The sequence below is a fragment of the Phaeodactylibacter sp. genome, assembly GCF_040219495.1.
In the GTDB taxonomy this organism is placed as follows: Bacteria; Bacteroidota; Bacteroidia; order Chitinophagales; family Saprospiraceae; genus Phaeodactylibacter.
Map to the genome: position 1 here is coordinate 32,281 of NZ_JAVJSK010000096.1, position 16,190 is coordinate 48,470.

Here is a 16,190-nt window from a genome sequence, read left to right on the forward strand (position 1 = left end):
TGCGCCAAACGAATCCAAGCTCAAATGGACTTTCTAAAAGAACTGGAATGGAGGGGGATGTTACACGATGCGACCCCCGGCATCGAAGAGGTATTACAATCGGGCAAGGTGGCCGGGTATATTGGTTTTGACCCTACCGCCCCTTCATTGACCATCGGCAACTATGTGCAGTTGATGCTGCTGACCCTGTTTCAGCGCTCCGGTCATCAGCCGGTTGTGCTTATGGGTGGCGCTACGGGTCGGATTGGCGACCCTTCCGGAAAAGATAAGGAACGCGAGCTGAAGTCTTACGAAGAGCTGGACAACAACCTGCAACATCAGGTGCGGCAGATGGAAAAGTTCATCAACTTCACGGAAGGCGATAATAAGGCGGTCCTGGTCAACAACCTGGACTTCTACAAGGATATGAATATCCTGGATTTCCTACGCGATGTGGGGAAGACCCTGACTGTCAATTATATGAGCTCTAAGGAATCGGTGAAGAAGCGGTTGGACTCAGGCTTGTCTTTTACGGAGTTTAGCTACCAATTGCTGCAAGCTTACGACTTCCAGGTGCTCTTCCACAAGCAGAACTGCATTTTGCAGATGGGCGGTTCTGATCAGTGGGGCAACATTACAAGTGGTACGGAGTTTATCCGCCGCAATCTGAATGAGAAAGCCTACGCGGTGACCACTCCGCTGTTGACTAAATCGGATGGCAGTAAGTTTGGGAAATCCACGGAAGGGAATATCTGGCTGGACCCCGACCTGACCACGCCTTACCAGTTTTACCAGTTTTGGATTAATGCCGATGATGCGGATATCCCGAAGTTTACCCGCTACTTCACTCTGCATACGCAGGAGGAAATCGAAGCGCGGGAAGTGGAACATGCTGAAAACCCACAGGAGCTTAAGCGGCTACTGGCCGAGGAGTTGACCATCCGTATCCACTCTGAAGAAGTCCACAAGTCGGTTTTGAAGGTAACAGAGCTGTTGTTTAACCGGAAAGCGAGTCGGGCGCAACTGATGGAGCTGAGCGAAAGTGAGCTCAAGACCGTAGCCGCCGAGATTCCAAGCTTCTCCCTGCCGAAAGAAGTGCTGGCCAGTGGGGCGAATATTGTAGACTTACTGGCAGAGCATACGCAGGTGCTGTCTTCCAAAGGTGATGCCCGCCGCGCCATCAAAGGCAACGCGATCAGCGTCAATAAGGAAAAAGTAGCGAGCCACGATGCAGTGGTCAACCACGAGGCACTGCTGCACGGTAAATACCTGATGATTGAAAACGGCAAAAAGAATAAGTTCATTCTGGAAGCCGAGTAGGAAATAACTAAGAGGGTTTGGTGCTCCTGTGCCAAACCCTCCACTCTTAACGCTCAATTCTGCACCCCGAAATGCCCAAACCAACGATTATTCCAATTTACCAGGTCGACGCTTTCACCGGCGAACGCTTCAAAGGTAACCCTGCCGCAGTTTGCCCGCTCAAAAAGTGGCTGCCCGATGATGCCCTGCAAGCCATTGCGGCTGAAAACAACCTCTCGGAAACCGCTTTCTTCGTGCCGGGCGGTGAAGGGGACTATGAGCTGCGGTGGTTCACTCCGATTACCGAGGTTGACCTCTGCGGGCACGCTACCCTGGCTGCCGCGCACTGCTTGTTTACACACCTGGGGTTTACAGGGAAGAGTATCGTTTTCAGCTCCCACAGCGGATTGCTGACCGTCACGCAGGAAGGAGAGGCGTATATGCTGGATTTTCCGGTGGACAATATCGAACCGGCCGTTGCGCCCCGGGTGCTCAAAGAAGCCTTAGGTACCGAGCCGGAAGAAGTGTTGATGGGTCGGGAAGATTTCCTCGTGGTCTTAGCCTCAGAAGCCGATGTGGCTCAGCTGTCTCCCGATTTCAGGTTATTGAAACAAGTACGCTGCCGGGGCATCATTGCTACGGCTCCGGGCAGTACAACCGATTTTGTGTCCCGTTGCTTTTACCCCAACGCCGGGGTAGATGAAGACCCGGTCACAGGCTCTGCTCATACCACGATGACCCCTTACTGGGCAGAACGTCTTTCTAAGCAGGAGCTGACCGCCCGGCAGCTGAGTAAGCGGGGCGGGGAGCTCCGGTGCATTATGCTCGGAGAGCGTGTGGCCATTTCGGGACAGGCTGTGACCTACCTCAAAGGCGAAATTTTTATTTAACTTCCTGCTCAATCCGTCAATTTCTACCTGGGAAGTCCGAATTCGCTTACTTTTTAATGGCATGCCGATACTTGTGGGAAGCGATTGAGAAAGGCTTGCAGCGTATGGCAAATTAACCCTGTAACTTTTAACGGATTTCTACGTAAACCTTTGCATTGGTGTTCTTTACCTTTAGAGCGTGTTGGTACTTTTGTCTTCCAGTCGAAAACTAACCATTTTTTGGTTAGACGACCTGCCTGCGTGTCGAACACTTCGGTCTCCGGTGGCCAAAGCCCACAGGCGACGAGACACAGGCAGGAAAGTGTCCCGGTTCACCGGGGCAGGCCGATTACTAAAGTCCCGACACGCACTTAGAGGCGTTATGTCAATATAGCGGCTCAAAGACCACCCAAGCAAAGTAAATGCATATGAAATACCTACCCTCTACCTGTCTGGCAGGAATTGCCCTTGTGCTCCTGTCCGGCTGTTTCCCTGAACGGTTTGAAGTGGCAGCGCCCGAGAACTGGGACCCTGCCTTCGGGGTACCCCTTATCAATACCTCCTTCAGTATCAACGATTTGCTTGATGACCTGGATGATGGCAGCCTTATTCAGACCGATATTGCCAATCGGCTGACGGTTGTGTATCAGGACCGTCTGGCAGTAGACCCTGAATTTGAGATTGACCCCCTGCCTACTATTCCGATCCCGATTGTTGAAAAAGAGCAAACGGTAACTTATCAGGCTCCCGGTGACTACCGCTATGAGCTTATCCGGTTGAAGTCAGGCTTGTTCCAATACACGGTGCTCAATCCTTTCGCGGAATCAGTAGCCTTCACGCTCAATTTTTCCAACCTCCGTTTAAACGGTAGCAGCCTTGCCATAACAGCTACGCTACCACCGGCCGGCATGGACGGTGCCTCGGAAACCACCGGCACGGTAGACCTCGCTGCCTACGACCTCGTTCTGGATGAAGATATTGAAACGGTCTATACGGCAAATCTGGTCTCAGATAACAGCCCTGTTGACCTGCCCTCTTTTCTGGTCACGATTGAACAGATGGACTACACCTATATACAAGGCTATTTTGGAAAGTTTGAAGTAAACCTTTCGGGCGATTCGCTGATGTTTGCTTTCCTGGACAACTGGGAAGCCGGTGAATTGGAATTTTTGGAGCCGGTTATCAACCTGACTTTTTACAACACGATGGGGGTGCCGCTGGAGTTGAACTCGGATACCTTCAATTTGCATACCTACCGCAACGGCATCGTTCCGCTCAATAATCCACTGTTGAGCAGTGGGCTGTTGTTTGCTTTCCCCTCCATTGACGAAGTCGGGCAGGCTAAGCCAACGCTGCTAAGCCTCAACCAGGATAACTCCAATATCGTGACGGCGATTTCGGGTATTCCTTTTCAGCTAGACTACGCTTTCAGTGCAGTCGCCAACCCCAATCAAAACAACCTAATTACCAATCATCTGACCGATTCAGTGAAAGTGGATATTGATATTGAGGTGGAAATCCCGCTCTATGCCCGGGCTAAAGGCTTCCAGATTGTCGATACTTTTGAAGTAGATCTGACAGATTTGGAAGATCTGGACCGGCTTGGTTTCAAGATGGTTGCCGAGAATGGATTCCCGCTGGAAGTGGGGATGCAGCTACAGTTTATGGACGATAGCGGGATGGTTTTTGACTCCTTGTTCCAGGAGGGCCCGCAGCTGGTTGCTTCCGGTAATTTGCGCACAGACGGTTCTGTGGAGAGCATCCGGGCGACTACCCTGGAAAGTGAACTTAACGGGGATCAACTGCAGCAAGTACTCAATAGGACCATCAACGCACGGGTCATTGCGACCTTAGAAAGCCCCAATAGCGGAACAACCGCTGCCCGTATGCTGGATACCTACACCCTAGGGGTCCGTTTAGGCATTCTGGCTGGATTTTAACTTCAAAAACCCCTCCTTATATGTATCGCTTAGTCGTAGTAACTGCTTTTTTGCTGGTGGTGAGTACGCTTCCCGCTCAGGAATATGGATTGTACCAGATGCGTGATGTTTGGAATGCCACACACCTTAATCCGGGCTTTTTCCCCAGGCAGGAGTTCGTTTTTTCCCTGCCTTCTGTACATACGAGCCTGAATGCTATCGGGATTAATCAGGAACGGTTGTTCGAGTACAATAGCACTGAAAACACGAACTACCTCAATCTGGACGGTGTGGTTGGTGAGCTGGAGCGGGATTTGATCCTTAAGAACTCCACCATCATTGACGGGCTTGGGCTGGGCGGGCGTATCGGAAAGTTTTTCGTAAGCCTGTCCACCAGTACAGTCGCTGATACTAAACTCACCCTGCCGGAAGCCCTGCTTCGGACCGTCTGGGAAGGCACGGAAAATTACCTCGATCAGCCGCTGGATATAGGCCCGGCTATGGATATGATGGCCTATCAGAAAATAGGGCTTGGGGTGAATTATGAAGTAACCCCCCGCCTGGCCGTAGGTGTGCGCGTCAACCGGTTGTTGGGCGGTGCAAGTTTTGTGACCGACCGCAGCAGTCTGGTCCTGACCCAAAGCAGCGACGTTTACCAAACTACAGCAGCAATGAATTACCGGGTCTTCTACTACGGTGCCGGACAATTTAATTTGCTGGATCAGACCATTGAAGGATTTGAAAATTTTGGGGATGCGCTGGATGAAGATGGCGTTGAGCCGGAGAATGGTAACGGGCTACGGCAATTTACCAACCGGAACAATGGCTGGTCTGTTGACCTGGGGGGCGAATACCTCATGGGCGACCGATTGACCTTTTCAGCCTCGTTGCTCAATCTGGGCAGCATAAAGTGGGAGAATGCCACCCAACAGATCAACCTCACCGGCACGGTAAATTTCGAAGGCGTAGACGCTGTAAACCTTGACGATGGTGAAGATTTTGAGGTGATTCCCGGTATCGATACCGTAGGGACCTTCGAGGCAGTGTCTAACGTGGGCTACACACAAGCGCTGGCACCCCGTACGTACCTGGGCGCTAATTATCAACTATTCCCCTTTTGGGATGTTGGCGGACTGCTTTACAATGAATTCTTTGCCGGGGGCACCTTTACTGCACTGTCATTGAGCACTAGATTCTCTCTGGGGCGAATTATGAGCCTGGGAGGGATGTATACACTGCAAAATGGCACGTTCAACAGCTTTGGCGCCAATGCTGCTTTAAAACTGGGCCCCTTGCAAGTCTACGCCATCGCTGACAATCTGTCCTCGGTCGTCAATCAGGAGCGCCTGGACGGGACCAACTTCCGGGCGGGACTCAATCTGACTTTCGGCCGCAAAAAATCTGACCTGAAACTGGCCGCTGCCCGGGGGCTGGATGCTGAAATGCCTGATCCTGTCAATCTACCCTCTGCCCCGGTGGTAGCCGACAGCAAGCCTGCAACGGAGCTTCCCACTCCGGATGACGGGGCCAATGAAGAAGAGCGCCTGGAAGAAACCATTTCACCCGTACCTGAGCCCTCAGTTGCTGAAAATACAAAACCGGAAACGACCGCGCCTTCCGAAGAACTGACTGAATCAGCACCATCAGACCTGCTGACGGCTCCTTCAGACCGTAGTGAGGAAGTATATCCTGAAAATCACCCGGCCAATTCGGAAGGGCTGAAGCTTTTTCCTTTCAGGCTCGAACTGCGGGATAATGAAGACCTTGGCCTGATTGAGGAAGCAACGGTGGATATTTTCCGGATTGAGGAAGGTGGTTATTTTAAGCTGATCCGGACAGATGAGGCCTTTGGTGGCCGGGTAAATCTGCAACTGACTGCCGAGAGAGCCCCCTATCAGGCTGTTGTTAAATCCAGCGGGTACGATAGCCTGTTTGTTGATTTCGAGCCCGGGCGCAAATCTGAACTTCACAAGGTTGTTTTTCTGGTGAAACCAGAAGCCCAGGCAGCAGCGGCACCGGAAACCGCTGCCGAAGAGGTGTCTGCTACGCCCGTTCCGGAAGCAGCCGTTCCGGAAGAGCCTGAGTCACCGGTCATTGATAAGCCCGAAGTAGCCGAACCCAAACCCGAGCTCAGCCCGGTTGTGCCAGCCGAGATATTGGAGCCGGAACCCGAGCCAGAGCCTATTCCTGAACCTAAGGCACCAGCCCCTGAACCTAAGCCGCAGCCCATCCCAGAACCTGATGCCCCTCAGGATGAAGGGGCTTCAGAGGCGGCCGATACCCGGTTTCCCGAGACGTTGCAGCCACCCTACATCACCTACCTGCTGACCCAAAGGACTAGTCTGCGGGAGGAGCCGAATTCCACGTCACGTGTGATTTCACGGATGCCAGTAGGCACAGAACTAAAACTGCTGGAAGAAACCAATGAATGGTGGTGGAAAGTGTCGATGGGCGGTTGGGACGGTTATGTTAAGGCCTCTTTACTGAAGTTAAGAGATTAGATTCGGGTTTTCCAGTCTGTTACGAAAGTGTATCTTTAGGTATCTAAACATACAGGACAGAAGAAATGGACAAACTTGTGGTATTGACAGGCGCAGGCATGAGTGCCGAAAGCGGCATCAGGACTTTCCGGGACGACAATGGGCTGTGGGAAGGGTACGATGTAATGGAAGTAGCCTCGCCCCAGGGCTGGCGTAAAAATCCGGAACTCGTTCTTGATTTCTATAATCAACGCCGCCAGCAGTTACATGAAGTAGTGCCCAACAGCGGGCACGAAGCCCTCAAGGCACTGGAGGGTGTTTACGAAACTACAATAGTGACTCAGAATGTAGACGATCTCCATGAGCGGGCAGGCAGTAATAATGTACTGCACCTGCACGGGGAGCTGTTTAAGGCGCGGAGCACGAAAGCACCTGACCTGGTTTATGAGTGGAAAGAAGACCTTAAGCTGGGAGACACTTGCGAAAAGGGGCATCAGTTGCGGCCTCATATTGTCTGGTTTGGAGAATCCGTGCCTCTGCTGGAACAAGCCGCTGTGGAAGTGATTGATGCCGATATTGTCCTTATTATCGGCAGTTCCATGCAAGTGTACCCTGCCGCCGGCCTTGTAGGATTTGCCCAAAAAGCCCGGAAGATCTACTACGTAGACCCGAAGCCTTCTATCAATCATGAGCTAAGTCAGATCAAAAAACTCCAGGTCATTGAAGCACCGGCCACCCAGGGCGTTCCGGTTGTGGTTGAAGATTTGATGAAAGTGAATTAAGCCACCGAAAACCAGAAAATTACATGACATACAATTGGTTCTTACCGATACTGGCGCTTACCTTACTGGCAGGTTGCACAAAAGATACGACCATGGATGAGCTCCTGGAAATCTCTTCTCCAAACGGTGATTTGCAGTTGCAGTTTACCCTGAATGAGGAGGGGTCACCGGTGTATTGGGTAAAGTACAAGGACGCACCCATTCTGGACACCTCGGCTCTTGGTTTTGAGTTGACAGGTGCACCGGCTCTGCGTACCGGCTTTGAAATGGCAGAATATTCCACCCGGGCACTGAACGATACCTGGGAAATGCCATGGGGCGAACAACGGGAAGTCATGAATCAATACAATGAGTTGACCGTAGAGGTCCGTGAAGTCCCCCCTCCAAACCGGAAAATGCGCCTGGTCTTCCGGGTATATGATGAGGGCTTTGGCTTTCGCTACGAATTTCCGGAGCAGGAGGGCTTAGAAACGCTGGAGATTGCGGAAGAGCGCACTGAGTTCCAGCTTACCGGCAACCACACCACTTGGTGGATTCCCGGCGATTGGGATATCTACGAGCACTTGTACAACGAGACTTCCATTTCCGGAATTGACGCCCTGAGCAAGCGCGATCATCCCAACCTGGCGCAAACGACCATCCCGGTCAATGCGGTTAACACGCCGGTCACTATGCGCACCGCCTCGGGCTTGCACCTGAGTATTCACGAAGCTGCACTCACTGATTACTCCGGCATGACCCTGATGGTGGATACGGAAAAGTACAAGCTAACGAGCAATCTGGTCGGCTCGGAGCGCACACCTTACAAAGTGAAGCGGAAACTACCCTTTTACACACCCTGGCGCACGGTGCAGGTCAGCCCGGATGCTGTCGGCCTGCTGGAGTCGAATCTCATTGTAAACCTCAATGAGCCGAATCAACTAGGCGATGTGGAGTGGTTCAAACCTACGAAGTACGTAGGCATTTGGTGGGAAATGCACCTGGGCAAGTCCTCCTGGGATCTGGCGAGCGGAAAGCACGGCGCCACGACAGAGAATGCCAAAAGGTATATTGATTTTGCTGCGGAGAACAACATTGGTGCGGTGCTGGTAGAAGGTTGGAATACCGGCTGGGAGCATTGGATTGGCTTTGAAGACCGGGAAGGTGTTTTTGACTTTGTTACCCCCTATGAGGACTACGATATCGAAGAGGTAGTCCGCTATGGGAAAGAGAAGGGCGTGGACCTCATCATGCATCACGAAACGTCGGCTGCCCCTCGCACCTATGAGCAGCAGTTGGATACGGCTTACGCATTGATGCAGCGCCTGGGCATCCACACGGTCAAGACCGGGTACGTCGGGAAAATCATCCCGGCTGGTGAATACCACCACGGGCAGTGGATGGTCAACCATTACCGCAAGGTGCTGGAAACAGCCGCAGAGTACCAGGTAGCGGTCAATGCCCACGAGCCGATCAAAGACACAGGGATCCGCCGGACCTTCCCGAACGCGATTTCAAGAGAAGGGCTGCGCGGCCAGGAATTCAACGCCTGGTCTGTAGAGGGGGGCAACCCGCCTGACCATTTGCCTACCGTGGCGTTTACCCGTATGCTGGCCGGCCCTATTGATTTCACGCCCGGCATTTTCAACCTCAAGCTGGCTCCCTACAAGGAAGACAGTCAGGTCAACACCACACTGGCGCATCAGCTGGCGCTTTACGTGGTCATTTACAGCCCGGTGCAGATGGCGGCAGATTTGCCGGAGTATTACGAAGATCATCCCGCTTTCCAGTTTATCCGAGAAGTTGGCGTAGACTGGGAACAAAGCCAGGTACTGAATGGGGAGGTTGGGGATTATGTCACGATTGCCCGTCAGGAGCGTGGCAGCGACCGTTGGTTCCTGGGCAGCATTACCGACGAACAGGAGCGGGAACTGAAAGCCTCCTTGGACTTCCTGCCGGCAGGAGCTAATTATAAAGCCACTATCTATAAAGATGGGGAAGGCGCGCACTGGGATGAAAACCCCTCCGCCTTCCTGATGGAGTCTTTTCTGGTGGATCAGAGCACCACCTTGCAACTCAACCTGGCACCGGGAGGTGGCACAGCCGTGACTCTGGTACCGGCCACAGCTGAAGACGAAGAGCGGTTGCAAACCTATCGGTAAACCTTTGCGTGTACAGAAAACAGAACGGGCCTCTTTCGGTATTACGGAAGAGGACAAGCCAGTTCATTTGCGTACAGGATTTGTCAAAGAATCCGTTATCTTTGACCGCATATGAATTTCCCTTACTTCATAGCAAGGCGGGTAGCCGCCACGGGGCAAGCTTCGTTTTCACGCCTGATCATCAGGATTGCGGTCGTGGCCATTGCGCTGAGCGTAACCGTGATGATCTGCTCCAATGCACTGATCGCGGGGTTCAAACAGGAAATCCGGGCTAAGATTTTTGGCTTCTGGGGGCATATCCATATCACGGATACGGATATCAACCGGTCAATGCTGGAAGCTTTCCCTATTGATAAAGACCAGGATTTTTACCCGCATCTTGATACCATCAAAGGGGTCACTTACCTCATCAAGGAGCCTTTTATGGGCAAGCGGGTGGAGCGGACGTACACCACAAAAGGCGGCATCCGGCATATTCAGACATTCGCCATTAAGCCCGGTATTATTGAAGCCGGTAAAGGCGATGAGCAGGATATAGAAGGGATCATCCTGAAAGGTGTAGGGGAGGATTTCGACTGGGCATTTATGGACCAGTACATTAAACGCGGCAAACGGCTTGCACTTCCGGAGGACGAAATGTCGAAGGATATCCTGATTTCGGCTCAAACCGCAAAGCGCCTGCAGGTCGATACCGGAGACACCTTCATCGTGCACTTCGTGGAGAAAGGCGAGCAGCTGCAGCGCCGCTTTTACGTAAGTGGCGTCTACCGCACCGGGCTGGAAGAATACGACCAGAAATTTGCGCTGGTCGACATCCGGCAGATACAGCGGCTGTTGGGATGGAGAGAAGATCAGGTCAGCGGCTTTGAAGTCTTCATTGATGATATTGACGACCTCTACCCACTCACGGAGTACATTTACTTTGAAGAACTGCCACCGGACCTGTATGCCGAAAGCATCCGCAACAAGCTGCCGGAAATTTTTGACTGGCTTGATTTGCAGGATATTAATGAGGTGGTCATTCTTACCCTGATGGTCATAGTAGCGATCATTAATATGGTCACGGCCCTGATGATCCTGATCCTGGAACGGACCAATATGATCGGGACCCTAAAAGCGCTGGGGACTTCCAACTGGGGCATCCGGAAGATTTTTCTGTACTATGCTGCCTATATTATTGTAGTTGGGCTCTTTTGGGGCAACCTCTTTGGTATTGGGCTATGTGTGATACAAGACCAATTTGAACTCATTCGTTTGTCTGAGGAAAACTACTACCTCAGCACCGCACCGATTGCCCTGCAGCCTTTGCCTATACTGCTGATCAATTTAGGCACGCTCGTTATCACTCTTCTCTTCTTGCTTTTGCCTTCTTACCTGGTCACCAGCATTAGCCCTGTAAAAGCCATTAGGTTTAAGTGATGAGAAATCGTATGTTTGTGAGCGAAGTCCGATTCCTCAAAATGACCAAGAGCAGCCATGATCCGGTATTACACCAAAGAGGACAGAACCCTACGGGAGCTTGAAGAGCCGCAGTATGGCTGCTGGGTAAACATCTCGCCGCCATTCAGCCACGAGGAACTGGAAGAACTCTCCCAACAGTTTGATATTCCACTTGATTTCCTGACCGACTCCCTTGATATCGACGAACGGTCTCGTTATGAGCGGGAGGACGATGTGCGCCTCATTGTGGTGAACACGCCCATCCTGAATGAAATTGAGGAGGAGAATGACGCCATCTATATCACGGTGCCCATCGGGATCATTCTGACCCCGGAACAGTTTATCACCATCACCGCCTACGAAAACCCGGTACTGCAGTTGTTTCTCGATGGCAAAGTCAGAGGCTTTAACCCCAATGATGAAAGCGCGTTTGTGCTGCAGATTATGGAGCAAAATGTGTACCGCTTCCTGACTTGCCTGAAAAAACTCAACCTGAAGCGCAATCTTATTGAGAAAGAGCTTTACGACTCGAGCCGCAACAAGGAACTCAAACAATTGCTTAGTATCGAGAAGAGCCTGGTGTACTTTGTCAATTCTCTCAGCGCCAATGAGCTGCTGAAAATGAAAATGAAGCGCACTGACTTTCTGAAAATCAGGGATGACGAAGATAAATCTGACCTCTTCGAAGATATCATCATCGACAATAGTCAGGCCCTGGAGATGGCGAATATTTACACCAACATCCTCAACGGGACGATGGACGCCTATGGGTCTATCATTTCCAATAACCTCAATATCACCATCCGCCGGCTTACCCTGATTACGATCATTCTAATGGTGCCCACTTTAGTCGCTTCCTTCTACGGGATGAATATCCCGCTGCCTTTGGAGGGCGAATCCTACGCCCTGCCTATCATCGTTGCGGTTTCTATCAGCCTGAGCCTGTTGGTTACCTGGTACTTTCAGCGTAAGCGGTTGTTTTAGAGCTTGTTAGGACTCTGGTAATCGGTCTGCGAACTGTTAGTATTCGGCTAGAAGTCCAAAATGCCAACGAGCTCTTAGTGGGTCAAAACATGTTAATTCTTATTCGTTTTTTTGATATATTACGGTTATGCTTTACCTTGTGTAGTAAATCTTTGCCCCCCTTCATCCGAATATATCCTGATGGCTCCCCGGTTCAGGGTGTACCGATCCAATTGTCTGAGAGCGTGCTGGTACTCTGGTTTTCCACTCGAAAACTAACAGTTCGCAGGTCGATTACGAAAGCCCCAACACGCTCTGAAAAGGAAAATAAACAACGTTACCAGATGTAACGTGAAAACGTGGTATTGCCGGAGGGAGCTTTCCGGCTGTGAATTCGATAAACAATGAGGCTACACACTATTTACTACACAGCCCTGGCGGTACTGCTGTCGGGGCAATTGCAGGCACAATCTGCACGATGGGAGGGCGGTTTTCTGGCAGGCTTATCGGGCTATCAGGGAGAGCTTACGGCAACGATGCTGCCGGAGCTGGACGAAACAGGAGGGCTCTACGGCTTTCTGGTCCGGTACTATCCTCATCCGGAATGGGCGCTGCGCACCAACCTTACGTACACTTCTTTTAGCGGGGAAGACCTGCCCCGGTTCACCAACAGAAATTATCAGTTCCAGTCTACAGTTGGCACAGCTACCGTGGCATTGGAGTGGGAACCCTTCGGGCAGCGACGTTATCCCGGCTCCAGGCAGTTTAAGCGTATCTTTTCCCCTTACTTCTACCTCGGCGCTGGCTGGATGGCTTACACTGCTGATGCTACCTTTGAAAGAGCTAATGCCGAGTTTAAAGCCCCGGAAGTGGAACAGGACCGTTCACAGACCTATCCTAAAAACAGTTTCCTGCTACCGGTAGGGATCGGTATCAAAGCAGATGTGACCCGAAGTATGGTCTTGGGCTTTGAGTTCAGTACGGCTGCGGCATTTACCGACCTGCTGGACGGTATTAGCCAGGCCGGCAACCCTGCTACGAATGATTGGATGCCTTCGGCTGCCCTTACGGTGACCTTCCGGCTGTTGCCTAAAGATCAGGATAAAGACGGGATTGCTGACGAAGAAGACCGTTGCCCGCAAATCAAAGGCAACTGGTCTGCACTGGGTTGCCCGGATGAAGATGGGGATGGGGTGGAAGACCTCGAAGACCTCTGCCTGGGCGAGCCCGGGCTGCCCCGGCTAAACGGCTGCCCGGATTCCGATGGTGATGGGATTGCCGACCGGGAAGACCGCTGCCCCAAGGTTTGGGGGAGCACGCACACTGAAGGCTGCCCCGATACCGATGCCGACGGGTTGGCTGACCTTGATGATCACTGCCCCCGATTGCCTGGCCCGAAAGGGCGCTTAGGCTGCCCGCCCCTGGATACCGATGCCGATGGCACATTGGCTGATGAAGCCCTTCGTTGCCAGGCAAGCCCAGAACTGGAATCCCTCAAAGCACTGGAAGATAACTTTATGCCGTTTTTTGAATGGCTCAAAAGATTGACCCCTGCCCCAAAAAGCCCCCCTGAGGATATCTCATTGCCGGTCCTTCCTTATCAGCAGGCACCCGGCGTCTTCAACTTCTGAAGATTTTTTAAAAGAATTTGTACCTTTCCGGAGACAGCCCAATGTATACGGCCACAAAACTATATAATCCGATCAACCAAAACGAACATGTCTTCCAGAAGAAAATTCCTAGAAAAATCCCTCGGTGGCGCTATCGGGCTCACCTTTGCTCCATTACTGATGCATGGTGTCCCTCCCGCTGCACCCGATGGCCCTATTGTGCTTTCTACCTGGAATAATAAAAAAGCGAATCAGGCCGCATGGTCGGCTGTGGAGTCTGGAAAGTCAGCTTTGGATGTGGTAGAAATTGGCGTAAAAACGGTGGAAGCAGACCCCAAAGACATGTCAGTGGGATATGGCGGCCGGCCTGACCGGGACGGCAACGTGACCCTTGACGCCAGCATAATGAATGCCGAAGGGGATTGCGGTTCCGTATGTTTTTTGCAAGACATCAAGCACCCGATTGCTGTGGCCCGAAAGGTTATGGAAACAACCCCTCATGTGATGCTTGCAGGCGAGGGCGCGCAGCAATTTGCTCTGGAAAACGGATTTGAAGCCGAAAACCTGCTGACCCCGGAAGCAGAATCGGCCTGGAAAAACTGGCAGAAGGAAGCTAAATACAAGCCCATCATTAATATAGAAAACCATGATACGATAGGTATGCTCGCTATGGACAAAAACGGGGATCTGTCCGGGGCCTGTACGACTTCCGGGCTGGCCTTCAAAATGCATGGCAGGGTAGGAGACTCCCCGATCATTGGCGCTGGCCTGTTTGTTGACAACGAAGTGGGCGGTGCAGTAGCAACGGGCATGGGCGAAGCCATCGTGAAAGTCTGTGGTTCCTTCCTGGTGGTTGAACTGATGCGGCAGGGACGTACTGCTGAGGAAGCCTGCAAAGCAGCGGTAGAACGGGTTGTAAAAAAGCAGAAAGGACACAAAGACTTCCAGGTATGCTTCCTGGCATTACGTAAAGATGGCACCTACGGTGGGTATGCCCTGCACAAAGGCTTTATGTATGTGGTCTCCACACAAGCGGTGCCAACCGTAATGGACAGCTTACACTACTTAAAATCCTAAAAGCAACCAGGAAAGTTTAACAACCCTGCCCATGAGTACCCTGAAGCCATCAGGACGTACCCGTCATTGAAGTGTAGTGGTTTGATAATCAGTAGATAAAGCCTGCCTTTTTTGGTTTGCGCTTTAAAAAAGAGCGCGGCTGTATTTCAACAGGCGCTAAAATTATCATAGATAAAATACACTAATCTAAAACCAAACCCCTAAATTTGGTCTCGCTTGAAAAACGCGGTAATTTGTCATGCGCAAAGGTGGATTTCCGGGCAGCAGTCGCAGTAAAGTGCGCCCGCTTAATTTCTCAAGTGAAGGGCTTGTACATAGCCTTCAGGAAATAAGAGAGGACGCTCTGCGTTCTTAAAATAACAGCCTGCAGTTAACGTACAGCCTATCAAGAGCTTTTAGAGGTACAGACTACAATACATGTTGGATTGAGGTTGGGATAACAGGACTACTGCTTACTTCCTTACCTTCGGCATTACACCCTCATTAATTTAGAACTAATGATGAATGGTGTAAGTGCTCTTGCCTGCACAGTCACTTGTACTGCATCTTTTTACGCATCTTGGATATTTTTATATGTTATTTTTTATAATTAATAACAGATCATTCGTTTTCTGAGCGTATAAATTTTCTAAATTTGCGCATCTCAAAAACTCATCCCATGACGCGACTTAAGTACAAGCTTTTGTTCCTGGTTCTCGTAGCTGCTGCCAGCCTCAATGCCCAGCAGCTTTCCTTATTTACGCAATACCGCGAGAATGCTACGGTCATTAATCCTGCCGCCGTAGAAAGCGACTTCCTGGCTTTTGGTCAAAATATTACTTTCGGTGGTTCCTACCGTGCCCAGTGGGTGGGGTTAGAAAACGCCCCGACTACACAGACGCTGCGCGGTTCTTATATGCATCTTGGCGGCTCTGGCGTAACGTTCATGGCTGGTGGCCATGTCATTAATGATCAGACCGGCCCAACCGGGTTCACAGGGGCCTACGGACGGGTTGCCGGTATCGTATCCGGTGATCCGGAAACCAGTGGCTTCGTCGTTGGACTAAGCGCCGGTGCGGTGAATTTCCGGGTCGATGCTTCTCAAATACGCCTGCGTGAGCAGGGCGATGTTGTTGGTACTACAGATCAGTCCCAGTTTTTTCCGGATGTGGGCGTAGGCTTATACTACTACCGCATGGTCGGGCGTAATGATAATATGATTTACGGGGGACTGTCCGTGCCACAGGTGTTCGGGCTTGATCTGACCTTCCAAAATGAAGAAGGAGAATACAGCACCAAGCGGGTACAACACTATTATGGTATGTTTGGCTTCTATGCCTTCCTCAACGACGACAGCTTCCTGGAACCTTCGGTTTGGGTAAAATACACCGAGGGTGCTCCTACCAACGTGGACTTCAACCTGCGCTACTTTACGCCCGTGAATTTCTGGGTAGGCGCGGGAGCCTCCACAGCGGGCACTGCCCATCTCGAAACAGGCGTTATGCTCGGAGACCTGGCTGGTTATGAGAATACTTTCAGAATCGGTTATGGCTTTGACTATTCCTTTAGCTCGTTTGGGCCCACTGCGGGCTCTACCCACGAGATCAACTTAACGATGTCGCTGTACCGCTAATCAGAATGGCTGAAACAAC

The 16,190-nt window shown here is 51.4% G+C and carries 11 protein-coding genes; all 11 read left to right on the forward strand.

All coding sequences use genetic code 11. The features are described 5' to 3' along the window. The first annotated feature begins 24 nt into the window (after positions 1 to 24). Complete coding sequence (tyrS, locus tag RIC19_RS14840) at positions 25 to 1,299, forward strand: tyrosine--tRNA ligase (RefSeq protein ID WP_350179117.1); 1,275 nt, start codon at positions 25 to 27, stop codon at positions 1,297 to 1,299. 71 nt (positions 1,300 to 1,370) lie between these two features. Further along, positions 1,371 to 2,168, forward strand: coding sequence for a PhzF family phenazine biosynthesis protein (locus RIC19_RS14845; RefSeq protein ID WP_350179118.1), 798 nt, complete (start codon positions 1,371 to 1,373; stop codon positions 2,166 to 2,168). Between the two features lie 407 nt (positions 2,169 to 2,575). Continuing rightward, positions 2,576 to 4,087, forward strand: a complete 1,512-nt coding sequence (locus RIC19_RS14850; RefSeq protein WP_350179119.1) for a hypothetical protein — start codon at positions 2,576 to 2,578, stop codon at positions 4,085 to 4,087. Positions 4,088 to 4,107: 20 nt separating this feature from the next. Beyond that, positions 4,108 to 6,567, forward strand: a complete 2,460-nt coding sequence (locus RIC19_RS14855; RefSeq protein ID WP_350179120.1) for a DUF5723 family protein — start codon at positions 4,108 to 4,110, stop codon at positions 6,565 to 6,567. Between the two features lie 65 nt (positions 6,568 to 6,632). After that, positions 6,633 to 7,328 (forward strand): SIR2 family NAD-dependent protein deacylase, encoded by a 696-nt coding sequence (locus RIC19_RS14860; protein WP_350179121.1) that lies wholly within the window; start codon positions 6,633 to 6,635, stop codon positions 7,326 to 7,328. Positions 7,329 to 7,351: 23 nt separating this feature from the next. Next, positions 7,352 to 9,469, forward strand: a complete 2,118-nt coding sequence (locus tag RIC19_RS14865; protein WP_502930842.1) for a glycoside hydrolase family 97 protein — start codon at positions 7,352 to 7,354, stop codon at positions 9,467 to 9,469. A gap of 111 nt (positions 9,470 to 9,580) precedes the next feature. After that, on the forward strand, positions 9,581 to 10,888 hold the full coding sequence (locus RIC19_RS14870) for an ABC transporter permease (protein WP_350179122.1): 1,308 nt from the start codon (positions 9,581 to 9,583) through the stop codon (positions 10,886 to 10,888). A 57-nt stretch (positions 10,889 to 10,945) separates the two neighbouring features. Continuing rightward, complete coding sequence (locus tag RIC19_RS14875; RefSeq protein WP_350179123.1) at positions 10,946 to 11,893, forward strand: magnesium transporter CorA family protein; 948 nt, start codon at positions 10,946 to 10,948, stop codon at positions 11,891 to 11,893. Positions 11,894 to 12,276: 383 nt separating this feature from the next. Continuing rightward, on the forward strand, positions 12,277 to 13,503 hold the full coding sequence (locus tag RIC19_RS14880) for a DUF6089 family protein (protein WP_350179124.1): 1,227 nt from the start codon (positions 12,277 to 12,279) through the stop codon (positions 13,501 to 13,503). A gap of 87 nt (positions 13,504 to 13,590) precedes the next feature. Beyond that, a complete protein-coding gene (locus RIC19_RS14885) occupies positions 13,591 to 14,559 on the forward strand; it encodes a glycosylasparaginase (RefSeq protein ID WP_350179125.1) in 969 nt (322 codons plus the stop codon). 658 nt (positions 14,560 to 15,217) lie between these two features. After that, the gene (locus RIC19_RS14890; RefSeq protein ID WP_350179126.1) at positions 15,218 to 16,171 is read left to right on the forward strand and encodes a PorP/SprF family type IX secretion system membrane protein; all 954 of its coding nucleotides are present in this window, start codon (positions 15,218 to 15,220) and stop codon (positions 16,169 to 16,171) included. The last annotated feature ends 19 nt before the right edge of the window (positions 16,172 to 16,190 follow it).

What these genes read in the sequence shown, in the direction of transcription:
- RIC19_RS14855 (WP_350179120.1), top strand. Translation starts at nt 4,108, where the DNA reads ATGTATCGCTTAGTCGTAGTAACTGCTTTTTTGCTGGTGGTGAGTACG.
- RIC19_RS14865 (WP_502930842.1), top strand. Translation starts at nt 7,352, where the DNA reads ATGACATACAATTGGTTCTTACCGATACTGGCGCTTACCTTACTGGCA.
- RIC19_RS14880 (WP_350179124.1), top strand. Translation starts at nt 12,277, where the DNA reads ATGAGGCTACACACTATTTACTACACAGCCCTGGCGGTACTGCTGTCG.
- RIC19_RS14870 (WP_350179122.1), top strand. Translation starts at nt 9,581, where the DNA reads ATGAATTTCCCTTACTTCATAGCAAGGCGGGTAGCCGCCACGGGGCAA.
- RIC19_RS14875 (WP_350179123.1), top strand. Translation starts at nt 10,946, where the DNA reads ATGATCCGGTATTACACCAAAGAGGACAGAACCCTACGGGAGCTTGAA.
- RIC19_RS14850 (WP_350179119.1), top strand. Translation starts at nt 2,576, where the DNA reads ATGAAATACCTACCCTCTACCTGTCTGGCAGGAATTGCCCTTGTGCTC.
- tyrS (WP_350179117.1), top strand. Translation starts at nt 25, where the DNA reads ATGGACTTTCTAAAAGAACTGGAATGGAGGGGGATGTTACACGATGCG.
- RIC19_RS14845 (WP_350179118.1), top strand. Translation starts at nt 1,371, where the DNA reads ATGCCCAAACCAACGATTATTCCAATTTACCAGGTCGACGCTTTCACC.
- RIC19_RS14860 (WP_350179121.1), top strand. Translation starts at nt 6,633, where the DNA reads ATGGACAAACTTGTGGTATTGACAGGCGCAGGCATGAGTGCCGAAAGC.
- RIC19_RS14885 (WP_350179125.1), top strand. Translation starts at nt 13,591, where the DNA reads ATGTCTTCCAGAAGAAAATTCCTAGAAAAATCCCTCGGTGGCGCTATC.
- RIC19_RS14890 (WP_350179126.1), top strand. Translation starts at nt 15,218, where the DNA reads ATGACGCGACTTAAGTACAAGCTTTTGTTCCTGGTTCTCGTAGCTGCT.